Source organism: Actinomadura sp., from assembly GCF_044508335.1.
In the GTDB taxonomy this organism is placed as follows: domain Bacteria; phylum Actinomycetota; class Actinomycetes; order Streptosporangiales; family Streptosporangiaceae; genus Spirillospora.
In genome coordinates this window covers 104478-127614 of sequence record NZ_JBIQHY010000004.1, presented here as the reverse complement: position 1 = coordinate 127614, position 23137 = coordinate 104478, and the positions used below count along the sequence as shown (strand labels likewise).

Annotated in this window: 16 protein-coding genes; 6 read left to right on the top strand and 10 right to left on the bottom strand. The window is 74.0% G+C overall.

Features of this window, described 5'->3' with window-relative positions:
- Positions 1 to 31: 31 nt before the first annotated feature.
- The gene (locus tag ACIWVC_RS03205) at positions 32 to 1042 is read left to right on the top strand and encodes a LacI family DNA-binding transcriptional regulator (protein WP_396445035.1); all 1011 of its coding nucleotides are present in this window, start codon (positions 32 to 34) and stop codon (positions 1040 to 1042) included.
- Between the two features lie 50 nt (positions 1043 to 1092).
- Here ACIWVC_RS03205 and araB read toward each other — a convergent pair whose 3' ends face one another.
- From araB to ACIWVC_RS03185, 4 genes are all read right to left on the bottom strand, one after another.
- A complete protein-coding gene (araB, locus tag ACIWVC_RS03200) occupies positions 1093 to 2721 on the bottom strand; it encodes a ribulokinase (protein WP_396453774.1) in 1629 nt (542 codons plus the stop codon).
- A gap of 10 nt (positions 2722 to 2731) precedes the next feature.
- Positions 2732 to 4228: an L-arabinose isomerase gene (araA, locus tag ACIWVC_RS03195; RefSeq protein WP_396445037.1), complete on the bottom strand. Its 1497-nt coding sequence runs from the start codon at positions 4226 to 4228 to the stop codon at positions 2732 to 2734.
- Between the two features lie 4 nt (positions 4229 to 4232).
- Positions 4233 to 4898, bottom strand: a complete 666-nt coding sequence (locus ACIWVC_RS03190; protein ID WP_396445038.1) for an L-ribulose-5-phosphate 4-epimerase — start codon at positions 4896 to 4898, stop codon at positions 4233 to 4235.
- A 68-nt stretch (positions 4899 to 4966) separates the two neighbouring features.
- Positions 4967 to 5971, bottom strand: a complete 1005-nt coding sequence (locus ACIWVC_RS03185; RefSeq protein WP_396445164.1) for a LacI family DNA-binding transcriptional regulator — start codon at positions 5969 to 5971, stop codon at positions 4967 to 4969.
- A 230-nt stretch (positions 5972 to 6201) separates the two neighbouring features.
- On the opposite strand from ACIWVC_RS03185, the gene ACIWVC_RS03180 reads away from it, so the two are divergent.
- The 3 genes from ACIWVC_RS03180 (at position 6202) to fdh (ending at position 12138) form a co-directional block, all read left to right on the top strand.
- A complete protein-coding gene (locus ACIWVC_RS03180) occupies positions 6202 to 6939 on the top strand; it encodes a hypothetical protein (RefSeq protein ID WP_396445039.1) in 738 nt (245 codons plus the stop codon).
- Positions 6940 to 7058: 119 nt separating this feature from the next.
- Positions 7059 to 8816 (top strand): hypothetical protein, encoded by a 1758-nt coding sequence (locus ACIWVC_RS03175; protein ID WP_396445040.1) that lies wholly within the window; start codon positions 7059 to 7061, stop codon positions 8814 to 8816.
- A gap of 70 nt (positions 8817 to 8886) precedes the next feature.
- Positions 8887 to 12138, top strand: coding sequence for a formate dehydrogenase (gene fdh / locus ACIWVC_RS03170; RefSeq protein WP_396445041.1), 3252 nt, complete (start codon positions 8887 to 8889; stop codon positions 12136 to 12138).
- A 21-nt stretch (positions 12139 to 12159) separates the two neighbouring features.
- On the opposite strand, the gene selD is transcribed toward fdh, so the two are convergent.
- From selD to selA, 3 genes are read right to left on the bottom strand one after another with little or no spacing between them, the layout of a single operon-like run.
- On the bottom strand, positions 12160 to 13155 hold the full coding sequence (gene selD, locus ACIWVC_RS03165) for a selenide, water dikinase SelD (RefSeq protein WP_396445042.1): 996 nt from the start codon (positions 13153 to 13155) through the stop codon (positions 12160 to 12162).
- On the bottom strand, positions 13152 to 14927 hold the full coding sequence (locus tag ACIWVC_RS03160; protein ID WP_396445043.1) for a SelB C-terminal domain-containing protein: 1776 nt from the start codon (positions 14925 to 14927) through the stop codon (positions 13152 to 13154). The genes selD and ACIWVC_RS03160 overlap by 4 nt, the downstream gene beginning before the upstream one ends.
- Positions 14924 to 16243, bottom strand: a complete 1320-nt coding sequence (gene selA / locus ACIWVC_RS03155) for an L-seryl-tRNA(Sec) selenium transferase (RefSeq protein ID WP_396445044.1) — start codon at positions 16241 to 16243, stop codon at positions 14924 to 14926. The genes ACIWVC_RS03160 and selA overlap by 4 nt, the downstream gene beginning before the upstream one ends.
- Before the next feature lie 237 nt (positions 16244 to 16480).
- On the opposite strand from selA, the gene ACIWVC_RS03150 reads away from it, so the two are divergent.
- The gene (locus tag ACIWVC_RS03150) at positions 16481 to 17722 is read left to right on the top strand and encodes a PucR family transcriptional regulator (RefSeq protein WP_396445045.1); all 1242 of its coding nucleotides are present in this window, start codon (positions 16481 to 16483) and stop codon (positions 17720 to 17722) included.
- Positions 17723 to 17725: 3 nt separating this feature from the next.
- Here the strand turns inward: ACIWVC_RS03150 and ACIWVC_RS03145 are convergent, their stop codons facing one another.
- The 3 genes from ACIWVC_RS03145 to ACIWVC_RS03135 are packed head-to-tail and all read right to left on the bottom strand — an operon-like array spanning position 17726 to position 21735.
- A complete protein-coding gene (locus ACIWVC_RS03145) occupies positions 17726 to 19486 on the bottom strand; it encodes a fatty acyl-AMP ligase (protein WP_396445046.1) in 1761 nt (586 codons plus the stop codon).
- Positions 19483 to 20445, bottom strand: a complete 963-nt coding sequence (locus ACIWVC_RS03140) for an acyl-CoA desaturase (RefSeq protein WP_396445047.1) — start codon at positions 20443 to 20445, stop codon at positions 19483 to 19485. Before ACIWVC_RS03140 ends, ACIWVC_RS03145 begins: the two co-directional genes overlap by 4 nt.
- An 18-nt stretch (positions 20446 to 20463) precedes the next feature.
- A complete protein-coding gene (locus ACIWVC_RS03135; protein WP_396445048.1) occupies positions 20464 to 21735 on the bottom strand; it encodes a lipase family protein in 1272 nt (423 codons plus the stop codon).
- A gap of 186 nt (positions 21736 to 21921) precedes the next feature.
- On the opposite strand from ACIWVC_RS03135, the gene ACIWVC_RS03130 reads away from it, so the two are divergent.
- A complete protein-coding gene (locus ACIWVC_RS03130) occupies positions 21922 to 23130 on the top strand; it encodes an MFS transporter (protein ID WP_396445049.1) in 1209 nt (402 codons plus the stop codon).
- Positions 23131 to 23137: the final 7 nt, after the last annotated feature.

Here is a 23137-nt window from a genome sequence, read left to right as displayed (position 1 = left end):
GGACGGCGGACCCGGTATGTTCCGAGGTGACATGACCTCCACACCACCCGCCAGACCCGGGCTCCGCGACGTCGCCCGGCTCGCAGGGGTCTCCCACCAGACCGTGTCGCGGGTGTTCAAGAACCATCCGATGGTCAGCCAGAAGACCCGCGACCGGGTGCTGGCCGCCGCCGCGCAGCTGGACTTCCGGCCGAACGCGGCGGCGCGGGCGCTCGCCACCGGCCGGTCCCGGACGCTCGGCGTCGTCAGCTTCGACACCGCGCTGCACGGCCCCGCGTCGATCATCGCGGCGATCGAGCGGAACGCCCGCGCGGCCGACTTCTTCACCAGCGTCGCCAGCCTGGAGTCGCCGGGGCACGGCGCGGTCGCCGGAGCGGTCGACCGGTTCCGCGACCAGGGCGTGGACGGCATCATCATGATCCCGGGGCACGTCCCGCCGGACGAGGCGCTGCGGCACCTGCCCGGCGACCTGCCGACCGTCCTGCTCGGGCCGCCGGCCGCCGTCCCGACCGTGTCCGCCGACCACTACCTGGCGCCGCGCGAGGCGACCCGGTACCTGCTGGAGCTCGGGCACCGCACCGTCCACCACCTGCCCGGCCCGGACGACTGGTCGGAGGCCACCGAGCGGACCCGCGGCTGGCGGGACGCCCTCATCGAGGCGGGCGCGGACGTCCCCGACTGCGCGCCCGGCGACTGGAGCGCCCGGTCCGGCTACGAGCGCGGCCGGCTGCTCGCCGCCGACGGCGACGTGACGGCGGTGTTCGCGGCCAACGACCAGATCGCGCTCGGGCTGCTGTGGGCGATCCACGAGAGCGGCCGCCGGGTGCCGGACGACGTCAGCGTCATCGGGTTCGACGACATACCGGAGGCGGCGTTCCTCACCCCGCCGCTCACCACCGTCCGGCAGGACTTCACCGCCCTCGGCCGGCACCTCGTGGAGCTGCTCATCAGCCGGCTCACCGGCGAGGCCACCGAGCCGGACGACCCGAAGCTGGTGCCCAGCAAGCTGATCGTCCGGCGCAGCACGGGGCCCGCCTCCTGACCGGCGGCCCCTGACCGGGCGCCCCCTGACCGGCGGCGCCCGGCCGGGCGCTACCGCAGCGCGCGGAGGCGGTGCATGATCGCGCCGTCCGCGAAGTGGTCGTGCAGGCTCAGGTAGATCTCGTAGAGGTCGTCGTAGGCGTCGGCGCGGGCCCGGTCCGGGACGTAGGCGGACGGGACCCGGCGCCCCATCGCCGCGGCGGCCGAGGTGATGTCGGGGTGCGCCCCGGCGGCGACGGCGGCGTGGATCGCCGAGCCGAGCGCCGGCCCCTGGGCGGACCCGATGACCGACAGCGGCCGGCGCAGCACGTCGGCGTACACCTGCATCAGGAAGGTGTTCTTCATCAGGCCGCCCGCGACGACCAGCTCCTCGACGGGCACGCCGGACGCCTCGAACGTCTCCACGATCTTGCGCGCGCCGAACGCGGTCGCCTCGATGAGCGCGCGGTAGACGTCCTCGGGCCGGGTCGCGAGGGTCTGGCCGACGATCAGGCCGGACAGGTCGTGGTCGACGAGGACCGACCGGTTCCCGTTGTGCCAGTCGAGCGCGACCAGCCCGTGCCGCCCCACCGGCTGGGCCTCGGCGAGGGCGGTGAGGTGCTCGTGCACGGTCCGCCCCTCGGCCGCGGCGACCTGGCTGTAGTAGCCGGGCACGCAGTTGTCGACGAACCAGGCGAAGATGTCGCCGACGCCCGACTGGCCGGCCTCGTAGCCCCACAGGCCCGGCACGATGCCGTCGGCCACGACGCCGCACATGCCGGGGACCTCGGCGAGCGAGTCCGACGACATGACGTGGCAGGTGGACGTGCCCATGATCGCGACCATCTGGCCGGGCCGGACGGCATCGGCGGCCGCGGCGGTGACGTGTGCGTCGACGTTGCCGACCGCGACCGCGATGCCCTCGGGGAGGCCCGTCCATCCGGCGGCCCGCGCGGTCAGCCTCCCGGCGAGGCCGCCGAGCGGCGCGAGATCGTGGCCGAGCTTCGCCGGGAAGCCGGCGAAGTCCGGGTGGAGCGCGGTGAGGAACTCGCCGGACGGGTACCGGCCGTCCTGGTAGATGCCCTTGTAGCCGGCCGTGCAGATGTTGCGGGACTCGGTGCCGGTCAGCTGCCAGATGATCCAGTCGGCGGCCTCGATCCAGCGTTCGGCCTCCGCGTACAGCGCGGGGTCCTCTTCGAGGAGCTGGAGCCCCTTCGCGAACTGCCACTCCGAGGAGATCTTCCCGCCGTAGCGGCGCAGCCAGGGCTCCCCGCGCTCGGCGGCGAGCGCGTTGATCCGGTCGGCCTGCGGCTGCGCGGCGTGGTGCTTCCAGAGCTTCGGCCAGGCGTGCGGGCGGTCCGGGTACCGCTCGCAGAGGGGCGTGCCGTCGGCCGTCGCCGGCAGGACGGTGCAGGCGGTGAAGTCCGTCCCGATGCCGATCACCTGCGACGCCGGGACGCCCGCCACCGCCAGCGCCTTGGGCACGGCGTAGCGCAGCACGTCGATCCAGTCCTGCGGCGCCTGGAGGGCCCAGTCGGGACCGAGGCGGGTCCCGGAGGGCAGCGCCTCGTCGATCACCCCGTGGCCGTACTCGTGCACGCCGTCGCCGAGCTCGGCGCCGTCCCGGACGCGGACGACCACCGCGCGCCCGGACAGCGTCCCGAAGTCGATCCCGACGACGTACCGCTCGTCCCCGCTCATAGGGCTCCTCTCATAGGCCCTGGGCCAGGCGGTGGTACGCCTGGTTCCAGCGGATCTCCTTGGTGAACTGCCGCAGCGTGGTGCCGGCGTCGATGGTGAGCAGCTCGACCCCGGCCATCTCGGCGAGGTCGGCCAGCTCCTCGGTGCCCAGCGCGGCGGACAGGACGGTGTGGTGGGGCGCCCCGGCCGTCAGCCACGCCTCGGTGGACGTGCGCAGGTCGGGCAGCGGGCGCCACACGGCGCGGGCGACCGGCAGCATCGGCAGCGGCTCCGGCGGCGCGACGACCTCGATCTCGTTCGCGACGATCCGGAACCGGTCCCCCATGTCGGCGAGCCCGGCCACGATGGCGGGCCCCGGCTCGGCGTCGAACACCAGCCGCACCGGGTCCTCGCGGGCGCCGATGGAGAGCGGGTGGATCTCCAGCGACGGCCGCCCCGCCGCGATCGACGGGCAGACCTCCAGCATGTGGGCGCCGAGGATCAGCTCGTTGCCGGGCTCCAGGTGGTAGGTGTAGTCCTCCATGAACGACGTGCCGCCGGGCAGCCCGGCGGCCGCGGCCTTCAGCGTGCGCAGCAGCGTCGCCGTCTTCCAGTCGCCCTCGCCGCCGAACCCGTAGCCGTCCGCCATCAGCCGCTGCACGGCGAGGCCGGGCAGTTGCCGCAGCCCGCCGAGGTCCTCGAAGTTCGTCGTGAACGCCTTGAAGCCGCCCTCGCCGAGGAACGTCCGCAGGCCCAGCTCGATCCGCGCGCCGTAGCGGAGCGACTCGTGCCGGTCGCCGCCCGCCCGCAGCTCGGGGGCGACGTCGTAGACGTCCTCGTACTCCTTGACCAGCTCGGTGACCTCGACGTCGGGGACGGCGTCCACCACGTCCACCAGGTCGTTCACGCCGTAGGTGTTGACGGAGACGCCGAACCGCAGCTGCGCCTCGACCTTGTCGCCCTCGGTCACCGCGACGTCCCGCATGTTGTCGCCGAACCGGGCCAGCTTCAGCGTGCGCAGCTCGTGGTAGCCCGCCGCCGCGCGCGCCCACCCGGCGATGCGGGAGCCCACGGACGGGTCGGTGACGTGCCCGGCGACCGTCTTGCGGGCGACGCCGATCCGCGACTGGATGTAGCCGAACTCCCGGTCGCCGTGCGCGGCCTGGTTCAGGTTCATGAAGTCCATGTCGATCGAGTGCCAGGGCAGCTCGACGTTCGCCTGCGTGTGCAGGTGCAGCAGCGGCTTGGTCAGCACGTCCAGGCCCGCGATCCACATCTTCGCCGGGGAGAAGGTGTGCATCCACGCGATCACGCCGATGCAGGAGTCGTCGGAGCTCGCGTCCAGGCAGACCCGGCGGATCGCCTCCGCGTCGGTCAGCACGGGCGTCCAGCGCAGCGCGACGGGCAGCGCCCCGCCGAGGCGCGCGGCGATCGCACCCGACTGCTCGGCGACCTGGCGGAGGGTCTCCTCGCCGTACAGGCCCTGGCTGCCGGTGAGGAACCAGATCTCGCGGTTCGGAAAGCTCATGTGGTCAGCCCCTCTGCCCGTAGACGTTCTGGTAGCGGTCGTACAAGCGGTCGATGTCGCCCGCGTCCATCGGCAGCGGTTCGCCGAGCTGGCGGGACAGGTGGACGGTGCGGGCGACGTCCTCGCACATCACGGCCGCCTTCACCGCGGCGCGCGCGTCGGCGCCGATCGTGAAGACGCCGTGGTTGCGCATGAGGACGGCCGGGCTGCGGTGCCCGTCGAGCGTCTCGACGATGCCCCGGCCGATGTCGTCGCCGCCGATCAGCGCGAACGGGCCGACGGGGATCTCCCCGCCGAACTCGTCCGCCATCGCGGTCAGCACGCACGGGATGGGCTCGTTGCGCGCCGCCCACGCGGTCGCATAGGTCGAATGGGTGTGCACGACTCCGCCGACGTCGGCGCGGTGCCGGTACACGTACGCGTGCGCGAACACGTCGCTGGACGGCTTGAGCGGCTGGTCGCCGATCGGCTTGCCCTCAAGGTCGCACAGCACCATCGAGTCGGGGGTGAGGTCCTCGTAGGGGACGCCGCTCGGCTTGATCAGGAAGGCGTCGCCGCTGACCCGGGCGGACACGTTCCCGGCCGTCCACACCACCAGCCCGCCCTCGACGAGCAGCTGATGCAGGACGGCGAGTTCGGTGCGGAGCGCGGCGGTCTCCTGGGCTGTCATGTCCGCTCCTTTGTTAGCGCTAACATCAATGGCCGACGAACGGGATCTCCGGTTCCGGTCATCAGTGGTCAGGTACCGCGGCGCACCCCGGTGCTCTCCCGGACCACGAGCTCGGGTTCCACCACGCGGCGGGTGCCGGCCGGCTCGGGAACCGGCCGGGAGGCTCCCTCGATCCGGTCCAGGAGCAGGCGGAACGCGCGCCGCCCCACCTCGCCGAAGTTCTGCCGGACGGTCGTCAGCGGCGGCGGGAAGTAGGCGGCCTCGGGCACGTCGTCGAAGCCGACGACGCTCACCTCGCCGGGCACGTCGCGGCCGGCCTCGCGCAGCGCGCGCAGCAGCCCGAGCGCCATCGCGTCGTTGGCCGCGAACACGGCGGTGACCTCGGGATCGGCGGCGATCTGCCGGCCGTGCTCGTACCCGGACCGGGCGCTCCAGTCGCCCGAGGGGCCCTCCGGGACCTCCCGCCCGGCGGCCTCCAGCGCGGCCCGCCAGCCGTCCGCGCGGCCGCTCGCGTCCACCCAGTCGGCGGGCCCGGCCAGGTGCACGACGGTCTCGTGGCCGAGGCTGAGCAGGTGCCGGACGGCCCGCTCGGCGCCGGCCCGGTGGTCGACCGCCACCACGGGGAACGGCACGTCGCCGCCCGCGCCGACCGCGACCAGCGGGGTGTCGGACGGCAGCTCCTTCAGCCCGTCGGCGGCCGACTCGTGCGGCGCCACCACCATGATCCCGTCGGCGGACTGGGCGCGCAGCCGCTCCACGCCCTCCCCGATCGACCGCCGGTTCAGCGAGCTGAGGCTGACGATGCTGACGTTGTAGCCGTGCTCGCGGGCGGCCTGCTCGATGCTGAACACCGTGGACGCGGGCCCGTAGAGCGTGGTGTCGAAGCTGACCACGCCGAGCACGCCGGACCGCCCGGTGGCGAGCACCCGGGCCGCGGAGTTGGGCCGGTAGTCGAGGGCCTGCACGGCCGCCATCACCCGGGCGCGCGTCTGCGGCCGCACCTTCTCCGGGGTGTTGAGCACGCGCGACACGGTCATCGCGGAAACGCCCGCCATCGCGGCCACGTCCTCCATCACCGCCAGCCGCCGGCCGTCGGGCGCCTCCGGTGATTCGGCCGCCACATCGCCTCCCCGAAGTCATTGCTACGCCCCGAATGTTTGCGCTAACTCCCGCGAATGTCAACAGCCGGTCGACCCGCCCGCCGCACCGCCCGGCGCCGCGCCGATCCGCCCCCGGATGGCACGGTCTCGCAGGCAGGAGGTAACCTCCCGCTTACCTCACCCCCCGGAGCCGAGGAGCGCCCATGCCGGACCTGACCGCCGCCGAGACCGTGCGCGCCGCCGACGAGATCGTCCACGACATCGGCTCGAAATGGATGCTGGACCCGGCGGTCTCCGAACACGGGAGGGAACTCGGCTACGCCAACCCGTTCGCCTTCTACTTCGCGGGGCGCGGCGGGGTGCTCGGCGACGTCGACGGCGGCGTGGTCTGGGCCGCGCTCGGCTTCTTCGAGGCCGGGGTCGTGCGTGCCATGTGGGACGAGGGCGTCGCGGTCGCCGGGGCGCGGGAGGCGGCGCGCCGGTACGCCAAGGCGTTCCGGGCCTGGGGCGAGGAGCACCTCCCCGACGACCCGCGCCTGTGCGAGCTGGCCGAGCGGGTCGCGAACGCGGCCGACGGCGCGGGGCTGCCGCTGTTCTGCGGCTGGCGCGCCGAGCCGCTGCCGGAGCGCGGGCCGGGCCGGCTGGTGCAGGTGCTCCAGGTGCTGCGCGAGCTGCGCGGCGGGCAGCACCTGGTCGCGACGACGGCCGTCGGCCTGTCGCCGCTGGAGGCGATCCTGATCCACGAGGGGGAGGGCAAGGCCAGGTTCTGCGGCTGGCAGGGCGACTTCCCCGACTGCTCCGACCGCAAGCCCCTGCGCGCGGAGGCCGAGGAGATCACCGACCGCCTGTCGGCCGCGGTGTACGAGAAGGCGCTGTCGCCGTCCGAGCGCGCGGAGTTCGCGGAGCTGGTGAAGAAGGCCGGCTCGGCCGTCCTCGGCTGACCGGTTTGTCAGCCGGAGACAAGAGCCGCGCGGAGATTGCGCAAACAAACGACTGTCGTGACAAGAACGACTGAGTTCATTGTTGCCCCATCACTCGACCGCTCCGAAAGGAGTCCGCGATGGGGCGACCCACCCTGTCGGCCTCGGGGGGACGACCCCGCGGCCCGCTTCGCTCGTTCGTGCCCCTCACCGTCCTCGCGGCTTCGGCCCTGGCCGCCGGGGCGCTCGCCGGCCCGGTGAGCGCGCGCGAGGCCGGCCGGTCCGAGACGCCCGTCCCGTCCGGCTCGCCCGTCACCGACGTCGTCGAGTCGGCGGTGCGGGTCAAGGTGCCGCTCCCGGCCTCCGCCGGCCCCCATCCCGAAGCCTGCGACTGGCTGTCCTACCTGCGGTTCCGGCACGAGGACGGGCCCGCCGAACCGGCGCGGGCCGACAGGATCCTGGTCGCCCAGCCCGGCATCCTCGAAGGCGCGGGCGCGTTCGACAGCGTCGCGCGGAACACGGTTTCGGCCGCGGCGAAGCGCGGGAAGCACATCGAGTTCTGGGCGCTCGACCGGCGCTCCAACTGCCTTGAGGACCGCACCGGGCTCCAGGCCGGGCTCAGGGCGAAGGACGTCCACCTCGCCGTGGACTACTACTACCGGCAGAAAGAAGTGGACGGCCGCAAATTCGCCGGATACCAGTCGAACGACCAGGTGAAATGGCTGCAGAATGTCGGGCTCGAACAGACCGTGCGCGACCAGTACGACCTGATGGTCCATGAGCTTCCGGACCAGGCGGCCCGAAAGCAGAAGATGCTGTGCGGCGGCCATTCCCTCGGCGGCGTCCTGACCGCCTACTTCGCCGAATGGGACTTCGACGGGAACCACGCCACCACGGGCGACGCCGGCTACAACCAGTGCTCCGGCTACTTCGCGCTCGACACCCGCATCGCGAAGGGGCTGCCGGGGATGGGCGGCGAGGTCCCGGAGGACTGGGTTCCCCTCGTCGAGTTCGGCGCGGGCGCCGTCCAGGCCGGGCTGGAGACCGGCGTGATCCCGCGCGCGCTGTCGGCCCCGGCCGTGGTCAACACCGAGACGATGAACCTGCTGGGCATCGCCGGTCTCGCGGCCAACCTCGACCCGGACGGCGTCTCCGACCTCGCGGCCTACGTCCCGTCCGGGTTCAACCAGGACATGACGTACCGGCTGCTGTTCTCCAAGGACTACCCGACGTTCCTCAAGGGCTCCCCGACGGTGAAGGACTTCCGCTTCACCAACGCCGCGGCGCTCGGCGGGCTGCTGGACGACAACTCCCAGCCGCTCGCGTTCATGCAGGCCAGCGTCGGCTTCTGGGACGGCGGCAGGATCGTCGACAAGGAGTTCCCAGCGCCGAACAACCTGGACGGGCTGGGGCTCGGCGGCCTGTCCCGGCTGCTCGGCAAGGAGAAGAAGGCGATCCCCGACGAGCCGGGCGGCCCGCTCTACACGTGGCGTAACTACGACCGCGTCGGCGCGCCCGACGACCCGGTGTACAAGTCGAAGGACGGCACCCCGTTCACCTCCGCCGGCAAGGAGGTCACCGACATCGCCGAGCTGGCGCGCAGCCTGTCGGAGCACCCGCTCGACTTCACCGAGCACTACTTCCCCACGAAGATGGTCACCGACATCGCGCTGGCGGGCGCGCCCGGCATCGCGGACGACGCCGTCCACGAGGGAGGCATCGCGGCCAACCCGATCCTCAACCTGGAGGCGGGCGACGGCCTCGGGTTCAGCGACCCGCAGCCCGGCGACGTCGTCGCGCCCGGCTACCAGCACCTCGACGTGCTGACGGCCTCCGCCGTGCAGAACGGCGGCGAGCCGGAACCCGTCTCCACCGCGCTGGCCGCCTTCGCGGGTTAGCGCAGCGGTTTGTTTTGCCGGACGGGCGCCGGGTAGGTGGACGGCGCGCGAAGGTGAAGGGTGGTGTGACGTGGGCGTTCGTACATGGATCGGGTCATGGCCCGTCTACCGCCAGTTCACCGGCGACGATCCGCTCGGCCGCGGCTCCGCGGCGAAGAGCGCGGGGACCGAGCGGATCAAAGCCAGGGTGGGCACCGCCGACCAGGTCGTGAAGTCCGTCTGCCCGTACTGCGCGGTCGGCTGCGGGCAGGACGTGTACGTCAAGGACGGCGAGGTCACCCAGATCGAGGGCGACCCGGACTCGCCGGTCAGCCGGGGGCGGCTGTGCCCGAAGGGCTCGGCCAGCCTCCAGCTGACCACCGGGCCGGCCCGCGAGCACCAGGTCCTCTACCGGCGCCCGCACGGCACCGAGTGGGAGCGCCTCGACCTCGGCACGGCGATGGACATGATCGCCGACCGGGTCGTCGCGGCCCGCCGGCACGGCTGGCAGTGGGAGCAGGACGGCCTGCGGGTGCGGCGCACGCTGGGCTTCGCGAGCCTCGGCGGCGCCACGCTCGACAACGAGGAGAACTACCTGATCAAGAAGCTGTTCACCGCGCTCGGCGCGGTGCAGATCGAGAACCAGGCGCGCGTTTGACACTCCTCCACCGTTCCCAGTCTGGGAACCTCGTTCGGCCGCGGCGGCGCGACCACCTTCCAGCAGGACCTGCAGAACTCGGACTGCATCGTCATCCAGGGCTCGAACATGGCCGAGTGCCACCCGGTCGGGTTCCAGTGGGTGATGGAGGCGAAGGCGCGCGGCGCGAAGCTGATCCACGTGGACCCGCGGTTCACCCGGACCAGCGCGCTCGCGGACGCGCACGTCCCGCTGCGCGCGGGCAGTGACATCGCCTTCCTCGGCGGGATCGTCAACTACGTCTTGGAGAACGACAAGTACTTCCGCGACTACGTGGTGGCCTACACCAACGCGCCGGTGATCCTCACCGAGGACTTCCGCGACACCGAGGACCTCGACGGCGTGTTCTCCGGCCTCGACCCGGAGAACCGCAGCTACGACTTCAGGACGTGGCAGTACGAGGGAATGCAGGTGCAGGCCGCGTCCGGCCGGCGGGACATGGAGTACGAGGAGCGCGCCGGGTCGGTCGCGGAGGCGGGGCGCGGCGAGGCGCACGGCTCCGGCGGCGCGGCGATCGGCACGGGCGCCCCGGAGCGGGACCCGACCCTGCGGCACCCGCGCTGCGTGTTCCAGGTGCTCAAGCGGCACTACTCCCGGTACACGCCGGAGATGGTGGAGCGGATCTGCGGCGTCCCGCGCGACCAGTTCCTGCAGGTGTGCGAGATGCTCACCGAGAACTCGGGGCGGGACCGGACGTCCGCGTTCGTCTACGCGGTGGGCTGGACGCAGCACACGGTCGGCGTCCAGTACATCCGGACGGCGGCGGTCCTGCAGAGCCTGCTCGGCAACATCGGCCGGCCCGGCGGCGGCATCATGGCGCTGCGCGGCCACGCGTCCATCCAGGGGTCGACGGACATCCCGACGCTGTTCAACCTGCTGCCCGGCTACATCCCGATGCCGCACGCGCACAGCAACGAGGACCTGGACGCGTTCGTCAAGGCGGAGGCGGCGAAGAAGGGCTTCTGGGGCAACATGCGGGCCTACACCGTGAGCCTGCTGAAGTCGTACTGGGGCGACGCGGCGACCGCCGAGAACGACTACTGCTTCGACTACCTGCCCCGGCTGACCGGCTCGCACAGCACGTACGAGACGGCGATGGCGCAGATCGGCGGCCAGTGCAAGGGCTACTTCCTGATGGGCGAGAACCCGGCCGTCGGGTCCGCGAACGCCAAGATCCAGCGGCTCGGGATGGCGAACCTGGACTGGCTCGTCGTCCGCGACTTCTCGCTGATCGAGTCGGCGACGTGGTGGAAGGACGGCCCGGAGATCGAGTCGGGCGAGATGCGCACCGAGGACATCGGCACCGAGGTGTTCTTCCTGCCCGCCGCCGCGCACACCGAGAAGGACGGCAGCTTCACCAACACCCAGCGCATGCTGCAGTGGCACCACCAGGCCGTGGAGCCCGCCGGGGACGCGCGCAGCGACCTGTGGTTCATGTACCACCTGGGCCGCATCATCCGGGAGAAGCTCGCCGGGTCGGACGACGAGATGGACCGCCCGGTCCTCGACCTGACGTGGGACTACCCGACGCGCGGCCGGCTGGACGAGCCGGACGCGGAGGCGGTGCTCGCCGAGATCAACGGCTACGACGCCGACGGGAGCCCGCTGTCGTCCTACACGCAGCTGAAGGACGACGGGTCGACCAGGTGCGGCTGCTGGATCTACTGCGGCTGCTACGCCGACGGCGTCAACCAGCCCGCCCGCCGCAAGCCCGGCAAGGACCAGCACTGGGTCGCGCCCGAGTGGGGCTGGGCGTGGCCGTCGAACCGGCGCATCCTCTACAACCGGGCGTCCGCCGACACGGACGGCAACCCCTGGAGCGATCGCAAGGCGTACGTGTGGTGGGACGCCGAGCAGGGGAAGTGGACAGGCCACGATGTGCCCGACTTCATCGCCGACCGCCCGCCCGACTACAAGCCGCCCAAGGACGCCACTGGCCCGGACGCGCTCGCCGGCGACGACCCGTTCATCATGCAGGCGGACGGGAAGGCGTGGCTGTTCGCGCCGGCGGGGCTGACCGACGGCCCGCTCCCGACGCACTACGAGCCGCAGGAGTCGCCGTTCGCGAACCCGCTGTACAAGCAGCAGCGCAACCCCGTCCGGCACCTGCTGCCGCCGCATCCCGACAACCGGTACGCGCCGGTGGACGGGGCGCCGGGCGCGGAGGTGTACCCGTTCGTGACGACGACCTACCGGCTCACCGAGCACCACACGGCGGGCGGCATGTCGCGCTGGCAGCCGTACCTGGCCGAGCTTCAGCCGGAGTTCTTCTGCGAGGTGTCCCCGGAGCTGGCGGCCGAGCGGGGCCTGGAGCACGGCGGCTGGGCGACGATCGTCAGCCCGCGCGCCGTCATCGAGGCCCGCGTCCTGGTCACCGACCGGATGCAGCCGCTCGTCGTGGACGGCCGGACGGTGCACCAGATCGGCCTGCCGTACCACTGGGGCCCGAACGGCTACAGCACCGGCGACGCGGCGAACGAGCTGCTGCACCTGTCCCTGGACCCGAACACCCACATCCAGGAGGCGAAGGCGCTGTCGGTCGACATCCGCCCGGGGCGCCGCCCGCGCGGCCCGGCCGCCGCGGCGCTGGTCCGGGAGTACCGGGAGCGGGCCGGCATCACCGCGGAGACCGGCACCGAGGTCTAGCCGGACGGCCCGGCCGGGCGGCTACCGGACGACGAGCGGGTGCTGCCCGGCGGGGACGAGCTCGCCGATGACCGGCTCGCCGGGGATCTCGCCGGCGACGAGGAGGCCGCCGGACGTCTGCGCGTCGGCGAGGAGCAGCCGGTCCTCCTCGGACGTGCCGCGGAACTCGGTGTGCGGGGCGACCCAGCCGAGGTTGCGGCGGGTGCCGCCGCTGACGTACCCGGCGCGCAGGGACTCGCGGGCGCCGTCCAGGTAGGGGACGGCGGCGGCGTCCACCACGGCGGTGACGGCGGACGCGCGGGCCAGCTTGTACAGGTGCCCGAGCAGCCCGAAGCCGGTCACGTCGGTGGCGCAGACGGCTCCGGCGTCGAGCGCGGCGGCGGACGCGTCCCGGTTCAGCCGCACCATGGCGGCGACGGCGTGCGGGAACACCTCGCCGGTCGCCTTGTGCCGGTTGTTCAGGACGCCGAGGCCGAGCGGCTTGGTCAGGGTGAGCGGCACGCCCGGCTTGCCGGTGTCGTTGCGGAGCAGCGCGGCGGGGTCGGCGACCCCGGTGACGGCCATGCCGTACTTGGGCTCGGGGTCGTCGACGCTGTGGCCGCCGCCGACATGGCAGCCCGCCTCGGCGGCGACGTCCAGCCCGCCGCGCAGCACCTCCCGGGCCAGGTCGAACGGCAGCACCTCGCGGGGCCAGGCGAGCAGGTTCACTGCGACGAGCGGCCGGCCGCCGACGGCGTAGACGTCCGACAGCGCGTTCGCGGCGGCGATCCGCCCCCAGTCGTAGGGGTCGTCGACGACCGGGGTGAAGAAGTCGGCGGTGGCGACGGCGGCGAGGCCGCCGCGGGAGCCCGGCAGCCGGACGACGGCCGCGTCGTCGCCGGTGTCGAGGCCGACGATCATCTCGGTGTTGGGCGCCTCCGGGACGGTGCTCAGCCCGGCGACGACGTCCTCCAGCTCGCCGGGCGGGATCTTGCAGGCGCAGCCGCCGCCGTGCGCGTACTGGGTCAGCCTCTTCATCCCGCCTCCTCGGTGCAGCGCCGCCGGAGGTCGTCCACCCGGACCGTGTAGCCCTTCGCGTCCAGGTGCTCCAGGAGCGGGACGGCGACGCGGCGGGTGGTGCCGAGCGCGCGGCGCGCCTCGCTCAGCGTGAACGGGCCGCCGAGGCCCGCGAGCAGCGCGGCGGCGCGGGCGTCGTCGCCGGGCAGCAGCACGATGCCGTCGCCGACCTTCAGCAGCTCGCCGGCCGCGGCCGCGGCGGCGAGCATCCGCGGCGTCAGCCCGAGGTCGGCGAGCCGGTGCGCGTCCGGCGCCCGGAACGGCGCGCCGGCCAGCTCGCGGCGCACCGCGTCGACGGCCCGCCGGACCGGCGGGGGCAGCTCGGGCGCGGTCGCCCGCCCGTAGATCCGGCCGTCCCGCCGCCGCAGGCCGGCGCCGGCCTCGGCCAGCGCCTCGACGAGGGCGCGGTCGGGCAGGCCGAGGGCGCGCCGGGCGGCGTCGGCGGGCAGGCCGGGGTCGGTGGGGTGGGCGGCGGCGTGCTCCTCGACGGCCGCGGTGAGGCGTTCGCGGAGGTCCGCCCAGTGGCCGGGGTCGGCGAGCCAGTCCCCCGCGACCGGCTCGGACGGGGCGGGCACGCCCATCGCGGCCAGCTCCGCCCGCGTGATCAGCCCGCGGCGGCGCAGCTCGGCGGCGCCGTCGGGGCGGCCGCTCATCGAGGCCAGCTCGCGGGCCCGCGCCGCCGCCGCGCCGCGCCGCCGGAACGGCTCCGGGCGGACGTCCAGCACGGTGACCCCGGCGGGGACGCGGTGGGCGCCGGGGTCGCGCAGCAGCGCGACGTCGCCGACGCGCAGCGGCAGCGGCCGGCGCAACGCCAGGCGCGCGGTGTCGTCGCCGAGCGGGCGCACGTGCACCGGCACCGCCGCCGTCCCGACGTGCAGGGTCAGCTCGCGCGGCAGGTCGTGCGCCGGCTCCCCGCGCAGCCGCACGTCGACGAGGCCGGCGGCGAGCCAGCGCCCGGGCGCGAGCAGGGCGCGGCCCCGGCGCAGCTCCCGCACGTCCCCGTGCAGGTTGAGGGCGACGCGGGCGACGGCGCCGACGCGGTCGCGGTCCTCCTTGAGGCTCTGCAGGCCGCGCACCCGCACGAGGCCGCCGCCGGCGGCGAGGCGGTCGCCGGCGGCGATCGTCCCGGCGCCGAGGGTTCCGGTCACGACGGTGCCCCTGCCCCGGACGGTGAAGACGCGGTCGATCCACAGCCGCACGTCGGCGTCCGCGTCGGGCGCGGGCAGGGACGCGGTGAGCCGTTCCAGCGCGGCGCGCAGCCCGTCCAGCCCGTCCCCGGTGGCGCCGCTGACCATGACCGGCTCGACCTCGCCGAGCGAGGTGGCCGCGATGCGGGCGAGCGCCTCCTCCCGGGCGAGGGCGGCCGTCCCGGGGCCGGCGAGGTCGCAGCGGGTCACGGCGAGGAGGCCGTGCCGGACGCCGAGCGCGTCCAGCACCGCGAGGTGCTCCTCCGACTGCCGCTGCCAGCCCTGGTCGGCGGCCACCACGAACATGACCGCGGGGACGGGGCCGACGCCGGCGAGCATCGTGCCGACGAGCCGCTCATGCCCGGGGACGTCGACGAACGCGAGGCGGTCGCCGCCGGGCAGGGCCGTCCAGGCGAAGCCCAGCTCGATCGTCAGGCCGCGCCGCCGCTCCTCCTCCAGCCGGTCGGGCTCCATCCCGGTCAGGGCGCGGACGAGGGTGGACTTGCCGTGGTCCACGTGCCCGGCGGTGGCGACGACGTGGGTCATCGGGCCGCCGCCCGGACCGCCTCGGCCAGTTCGCCGTCCCGCGCGGGCGGCACCGCCCGCAGGTCGAGAAGGCACCGCCCGTCCTCGACCCGCCCCAGCACGGCCGGGACGCCGCGCCGCAGCCGGGCCGCGCAGCGCTCGGGCACCGACACGGCCGCGCTCGGCAGGACGACGCCGGGCGCTCCGCCGCCCCCGACCGCCGCGTCGCTGTCCACGGCCGCCGCGTCGACCCCGCCGTCCCGCAGCCGCGCGGCGATCCGCTCGGCCCGCTCCCGCAGGCCCGCCGCGCCGGCGCGCAGGGCCTCCTCGGTGGGGGTGCGCGGCCCGCGGACGGTCGCCTCCAGCGCCGCGAGCGTCGTCTTGCCGACCCGCAGCGCCCGCGCGAGCGGATGCCGCGCCAGCCGGCGCACCAGGTCCTCCCGCCCGAGGACGAGCCCGCACTGCGGGCCGCCGAGGAGCTTGTCGCCGCTCGCCGTGACGAGGTGCGCGCCCGCCTTGAGCATGGACGCGGCGTCGGGCTCGTCCGGCAGGAGCGGCTCGTGCGCGAGCAGCCCGGACCCGATGTCGCAGACGACCGGGACCCCGAGCCCGGCCAGCTCCGCGACGCCGGCGCTCCGCGTGAACCCCTCGATCCGGAAGTTCGAGGGATGCACCTTCAGGATGAACCCGGTCTCCTCGCCGACGGCCGCCGCGTAGTCGTCCGGCGCGGTCCGGTTGGTGGTCCCCACCTCCCGCAGCCGCGCGCCCGTCGCCGCGAGCAGTTCGGGGATGCGGAAGCCGTCGCCGATCTCCACCATCTCGCCGCGGCTGATGACGATCTCCCTGCCGGGCGCGAGCGCGGTCGCGGCCAGCACGAGCGCCGCCGCCCCGTTGTTGACGACGTGGGCGGCCTCCGCCTGCGGCACCCGCTCCAGCAGCGCCGCCAGCGCGGACCGTCCCCGGCGCGCCCGCCGCCCGGTCTCCAGATCGAGCTCCACGTCGGTGGCGCCCGACGCGCGGGCCGCGGCCTCGCGCGCCGCGTCCGACAGGGGCGCCCGCCCGAGGTTCGTGTGCAGCAGGACGCCGGTCGCGTTGATCACGGGACGCAGCCCGGAGGCGGTCGCCGGCAGCGACGCCACGGCGGCGTCCGCCACCGCGTCCGGCGGGATCTCGCCGTCGCGCGCCCGCCGCTGGGCCGCGACCACCGCCGCCTTGACCACGCCGCGCCCGAGCCGCCGCACCGGCCCGGCGAGCCGCGGATCGGCGAGCAGCACGTCAGTGCGGGGGATCCGCCGCCGCCCGTCCTCCCCCGCGCCGGGTGCGGCTCCGCGATCCATCAGGCCACCTCCGAACACCAGCGTTACCCGCCGGCATCGCACGCAAACGGGGCCGCCCCGGGGTCGGACCGGGAGCCGGTGCCCGGCCCTCGCCCGGCCCCGGGTCGTGACGGCGGAGCAGAATTCCATACGCCGCGCATGAAAGGAAGCCGGGCGCCTTGTCACCGGGGTGAGTGTCGCGTGTGATTCCCCTTACCTAGCCTGGCGGCCCGGGTGTTCGCTGACGGAGGTGGCACTTTGACGGAGCTGTACGAGGGAGCCGCGGAGACCGGCGAACTGTCCGGGGAGCCCTGGCGGGACGTACCGCGCGAGGAGGCGCAGTGGATGCGCCCGCACCTTCCCGCGCTGGTCGACTCCATGGTGGAGGGAGTGCTGCGGCACGTCCCCGAGTACGCCCGGCCCGACGACCCCGTCTACACCGAGACGATCCGGGTCGCGATCGAGCGCGGCATGGGGCACTTCGTGCAGATGATCGCCGACCCGGACGTGTCCTGGAAGGAGGTCCACCAGGTCTTCTTCGACGTCGGGTACGGCGAGGCGATGGAGGGGCGCTCGCTGGAGCACCTGCAGAACGCGCTGCGCGTCGCGTCCCGGACGGCCTGGCGGTACCTGTCGCGGGAGGCCGACCGGCTGCAGAAGCCGCGCGAGCTGGCGATCGCGCTGACCGAGGTGAACTTCGCCTACCTGGACCTGCTGGCGTCCGCCGCCGCGCAGGGCTACGCGCGGGCGCGGGAGAAGGCGGCGGGCGAGCGGGAGCAGCGGCGCGGCCGGCTGCTCAGCCTGCTGCTGACGGAACCGGCGGCGCCCAAGGAGATCGTCGTCGAGCAGGCGAACCTGGCCGGGTGGGGGCTGCCCGAACGGCTCGCGGTGATCGTGCTGAGCCCGCGCCCCGGCAGCGGCGGCGAGGGGCCTGCGGGGCTGCCGCCGTTCCTGCTGAGCGGCCTCGACCGGGGCCGGCCGTGCCTGGTGATGCCCGACCCCGACCGCCCCGGCGGTCCCGACCGGCTCACCGCCGTCCTCAGCGGCTGGACCGGCGCGGTGGGGCCGTCGGTGCCGACGGACCAGGCCGGCGTGTCGCTGCACTGGGCGCACCGGACGCTGGACCTGCTCGCGGCCAGGCGGCTCGGCCGCACCGGGCCGGGCCTCGTGCACGCCGACCGGCACATGCCTGACCTGCTGCTGCAGGAGGGGTGGACGCTCGCGGAGGCGGCGGCCCGGCGGCGGCTGGCGCCGCTCACCGAACTCGGCGCGCACCGCGGGTCCCGGCTCGCGGTCACGCTGCTGGAGTGCCTCAAGCACGGCTTCAACGCGACGGACGCCGCCGAGGCGCTGTGCGTCCACCCGCAGACCGTCCGGTACCGGCTCGCGCAACTCCACGAGCTGTTCGACTACGACATCGAGGACCCGGCGATCCGGCTGGAGCTGATGCTGCTGCTCCCCGTCTGGCTGCGGGACAACGCGGACGGGGAGCAGCCGTGAGCGTCACCCGCTCCTTGCGGGGACCCCGGTGACCGGCAGCTTCCCGTCGAGGTAGGCCCGCCGGCAGGCGGACCTGGCGATCTTCCCGCTGCTGGTGCGGAGCAGCCCGCCCGGCTCGATCAGCACGAAGTCGTGGACGCGCAGGTCGTGCGCCTGCTTGACGGCCGTCCGCACCGCCTGCGCCACCTCCTCCGGGTCGAGGAGCGCGATCGGCACCCGCCGGTTCCGCTCGGCGATCACCACGAGCCCCTCGGTGTCGCCCGTGTCGACCGACACCGCGCACGTGTACTCGCGGCGGATCCCCTTGTGCGCGCCGGACACGGTGAACTCGATGTCCTGCGGGTAGTGGTTGCGGCCGTCGACGATGACGAGGTCCTTGATCCGGCCTGTGACGAACAGCTCGCCGCCGTGCACGACGCCGAGGTCCCCGGTGCGCAGCCACGGCCCGCGCGGCAGGTCGCCGATCGTCCCGGACAGCTCCGCCTTGAACGTCTCCTTGGTCGCCTCCGGGCGCCCCCAGTAGCCCGCGGCGACGTTCGGGCCGTGCACCCAGATCTCCCCGACCTTCCCGTCGGGGAGCCGGACGCCGGTCTCCGGGTCGGCGATGACGGTGTGCTGGCCGTAGGACGTCCCGCACGCGATCAGCTGGATCGCGCCGGGCGCGTCCGCGTCGCACGGCTCGGCGGAGCCGCGGCGCAGCCGCTCGTGGTCGAACGCGACGCGGGTCGGCGGCCGGAACCGCGACGACGCCGACACGTAGACGGTCGCCTCCGCCAGGCCGTAGGCGCACACCTGCGCCTCGGGCCGCAGCCCGCAGTCCTTGAACGCTTCGTAGAAGCCGGTGAGCGTGCTCTCCCGGATCGGCTCCGCGCCGTTCATGAAGACCTGCACGCCGCTCAGGTCCAGCTTCTCCTTCTCCTCCTCGGTGACCTGCGCGGTGAGGTACTCGTAGGCGAAGTTCGGGCCGCCGGTGAACGCGTGCTTCTGCTCGCTGAGCAGCTCCAGCCAGCGGACGGGGCGCATGATGAACGCCACCGGGTCCATGATCACGCCCGGGTTGCCGTAGACGAGCGGCAGCGCGACCGTGGTGACGAGGCCCATGTCGTGGAACACCGGCAGCCAGTTCACGCCGGACGACTCGCGCGGGATGCCCTCGAACGCCCGCCACAGCTGCTCGGCGTTCGTCGCGAAGTTGCCGTGCGTGATGATGACGCCGGCCGGGGTGCGGGTCGAGCCGGACGTGTACTGCAGGTAGGCGATGTCGTCCGGGTCGATCGGCTCGGACGTCCAGTCGAGCGCCGGGTCCACCCGGTCCGCGACGATGACCTCCAGCGGCGGGCGCACGAACTCGCCGCTCAGGAACGACTCGACGGCGGGCAGCAACGCGCTCGTGGTGACGACGACGTCGGGCTCGGCGTCCTGGTAGACGGCGAGCAGCCGGTCCCCGTGGCCGGGCAGGTCCGGGGAGAACAGCGGGACGCCGATGGCGCGGGCGTACATCGCGCCGAGGAACCCGGTGACGTAGTGCAGGTCCTGCGGGGCGAGCAGCGCGACCCGCCGCCCCGGCCCGGTGGCGTCGCGGATCGCGGCGGCGATCGAGCGGGCGCGCCGGTCCAGCTCGCCCCACGTGACGTGCGCGGCGACGCCGTCCGGGTCGGACACGTAGTCCATGAACGTGTACGCGCGGTCGCCGGGGAAGTCCTCGGCGAACCGGGCGAGCCGCTCGATCAGCGGGGTCCGGTCGAGTTCGGGGAGGTCCTTCATGCCGTTTCTCCAGGGGAGGTGACGCGCCGGGACGCGAGGCGCTCGGGGTCGGGCCAGCGCACGTCCCAGACCCAGCCGAGCTTCTCGAAGAGCCAGATGACGCGTGCGCTGATGTCGATCTGGCCTTTGAGGACGCCGTGCCGCGCGCAGGTCGGGTCGGCGTGGTGCAGGTTGTGCCAGGACTCCCCGAACGACGGGATGGCCAGCCACCACACGTTGCGGGCCTTGTCGCGGGTCCTGAAGTCCTCCTTGCCGAACACGTGGCAGATCGAGTTGATCGAGAAGGTGACGTGCTCGCCGACGAACACCCGCATCAGGCCCGCCCAGAACAGGGCGGTGACGGCCCCGTGCCAGGAGAGCGTGAGCAGCGCGCCCAGCCCCATCGGGACGAGGAACGTCGACAGCACGATCACCGCGTACACCGGGTCGAGCGACAGGAACCGGATGTCCCGGTCCTTGAGCAGGTCGGGCGCGTACTTGCTGCGCGAGGTGCGGTCCTTGCTGAACAGCCAGCCGATGTGCGCGTGGTACAGGCCCTTGGTGAGCCCCCAGACGCCCGGCCCGTACGCCCACGGCGAGTGGGGGTCGCCCTCCTGGTCGGAGTACTTGTGGTGGCGGCGGTGGTCGGCGACCCACCGGACCACCGACCCCTGCATCGCCTGCCCGCCGAGGACGGCGAGCACGATCCGCAGCCACCGCTTGGCCTTGAAGCCGCCGTGCGTGAAGTGCCGGTGGTAGCCGACCGTGATGCCCAGCGCGTTGAGCGGATAGAGGAACGCGAAGATGGCCACATCCGTCCAGCCGATCCCCCAGCCCCACAGGAAGGGAACGGCCGCCAGCAGCCCGAGGATCGGCGCGACGACGAACACCACGACCGCGATGCGCTCGGGCAGCGGGACGGTTCCGGAGATGTCCGGCTGGGGGGTGCGGCTGCCGATGTCGGCGACGCCCGCTGTCATGTCGTAGTTCTCCTTGGCTCAGCAGTTGCCGGTGACGGGCTTGCCCTGGAAGCGGTCGCCGAGGAAGTTCGTCACGTCCCCCGCGGCGCCCCAGTCGGTCGACAGGTGCTCGGTCGGGTAGGTGTTCTTCCACGTCGTGTTGATGCCGGCCGCGCAGTACGCCCGGCGGGTGCCGTCCTCGGTCTCGTGCGGGATGATCTCCTCCAGCCAGCCGCGGTACTGGAACACCGGGAAGCCGATCTCGTACCTGGCCCCGGAGGACGGCGGGCCGACGTCCACGCCGAGCTTCTGCCGGTCGACGACCTCGCCCCAGGTCACGCCGCCCGGCCCCTTCACCGCGTACAGCTGGTCGAGGGTGAGCTTGTCCGTGGAGAAGTTCTCGACGCGGGCGCCGAGGAACACCGCGAGCGTCCCGAACAGGCAGTTGGACCGGACGTCCTTCACCGCCTGCGCGCCCCGGTCGTTCATCAGCTCGGTGAACGGCATCTCCGGGTAGGCGGCGTTCAGGCCGACGAGCGCGTCGGCGAGGAAGCCCGCGAAGAAGCTGCCGTTCAGCTGCTTCGCGGTCAGCCTCAGGTCGCCGGGCACGCCGCCCGCCGCGGCGCCGGCCACGTCCAGCTCCGGCGCGTAGGACGAGGCGAGCTGCGCGCCCCACAGCGCGGCGGCGCCGCCCTCGGAGTAGCCGGAGATGCCGACCTTGCCGTCCGCGGTGAGCGTTCCGCCCGGGATCTGGCGGGACGTCCGGACGACGTCGAGCAGCGCGTGCCCCGCGTTCGCGCCGATCATGTACGTGTGGACCTGCCCGTCCAGGTACCCGACCCCGTCGGTCGCGGCGACCGCGAACCCGGCCTTGAGGAACAGCTGCAGGTTGCCGCCCTCGTACATGTCGACGTACTGGCCGGCGAGCTGCTTGGAGAAGGCGCACTGCGGGCCGGAGCCGAGCGTCCCGGGGTTGAACGCGACGGTCGGGCGGGAGCCGCCCTTCGTCCATGCCGCCTCCGGGATCGCGACCGTGCCCGTCACGACGTTCTTCGCGCCCTTGACGTCCGTCGACACGTACCGGACCTTCCACGCCTTCATCGGGACGTCGCCGGGGATGTTCGTCAGCTTCACCGGCCGGCACGCGAGCAGGTCGCCCGGTTCGCCCGGGACGGTCGCCGGCGGCGCCGCGTAGATGTCGGCGTCGGTGGCGTCGCAGCCCGGCGGCGCGGCCAGGGCATGGGGCGCGGTGACGGGAACGGCCAGGGCGGCGCCGAGCACGGCGGCGCCGAGGAGGGGGCGAAGGCGCATTCTCGCTCCAGGGGTGGGCTGGAAACCGAATGCTGACGACTGTGCCGATCACGCTCCGGGCGCGGAATGAAGTCTCCTCACATGGTCGGGCCGCGTTCTTAGCAACGAACTCAACAACCGCCCCGCCGTCCCGCCGCCGTCCCGCCGCCGGTCGAGATGTCCGGCCGGTCACCTAATGTCGGCCTCATGAGCGAGTCGCTACGGGACGCCGGCCGGGCGGCCGGGCCGCGCCCGCGCCTGGTCACCCGGCCGCTGGCGCTGGTGTTCGCGGCCACCGTCACCAGCCTGACGGGGGTCTTCCTGCTGCTGTCGGTCGTCCCGATGTACGCGGTGGACGGCGGGGCGGGCCGCGCGGGCGCGGGCCTCGCCACCGGCGCGCTGATGCTGACGACCGTCCTCGCCGAGCTCGCCCTCCCCCGGCTGCTCACCCGGTTCGGCTACCGGACGGTGCTCACGGCGGGGACCCTGCTGCTCGCCCTGCCGCCGCTCGCGCTGCCGTTCTCGTCCGGGACGGCGATGGTCGTGCTGACGAGCCTGGTGCGCGGCCTCGGCTTCGGCGTCGCCGTGGTCGCGCCCAACGCGCTGGTGGCGGCGCTCGCGCCGGCGGAGCGGCGCGGCGAGGCGCTCGGGGTGTTCGGCATCACCGCCGGGGCGCCCTCGGTGCTCGCGCTGCCGCTCGGCGTGTGGCTCGCCGACCGGATCGGCTATACCCCCGTGTTCGTGGCGAGCGCGGCGGTCGCGCTCGCCACGCTCGCGGTACTGCCCGGCATCCCGAACCGGCCGCCGCGGCCGTCAGCGCCCCCATCAGCGTCAGCGTCGGCGTCGGCGTCCCCGCCGGCGGAGGGGCGGCCGCTGGGGATGGTCGCGGCGCTGCGGTCGCCGGCGCTGCTGCGCCCGGCCCTGGCCTTCGCCTCGACCGCGATGGCGGCGGGCATCCTGATCACCTTCCTGCCCCAGGCGGTGCCCGGCGGGGCCGTCGCGGCGGCGGCGCTGTTCGTCCAGCCCGCCGCGACCACGGCGGCCCGCTGGTGGGCGGGGCGGGCCGGCGACCGGCGCGGCGCCGCGCGCCTGCTGCCGCCCGCGCTCGCCCTCGCCGCGGCCGGGATCGCGCTGCTGGTCCTCGTCCCGCACCCGGCGGCGGTGTTCGCCTCGATGGCGCTGTTCGGCACGGGCTTCGGCATCACGCAGAACGCGAGCCTCTCGATGATGTACGAGCGGACGCCGGCGTCCGGCTACGGGACGGTCAGCGCGCTGTGGAACATCGGCTACGACGGCGGCATGGGCGTGGGCGGCGCCGCGTTCGGCGTGGCCGCCGCCGGCGCCGGCTACCCGGCCGCGTTCGCCATGACCGCCGCGGTGATCCTGCTCGCGCTGCCGCTGGCCCGCCGCTCCTGATCCCGCG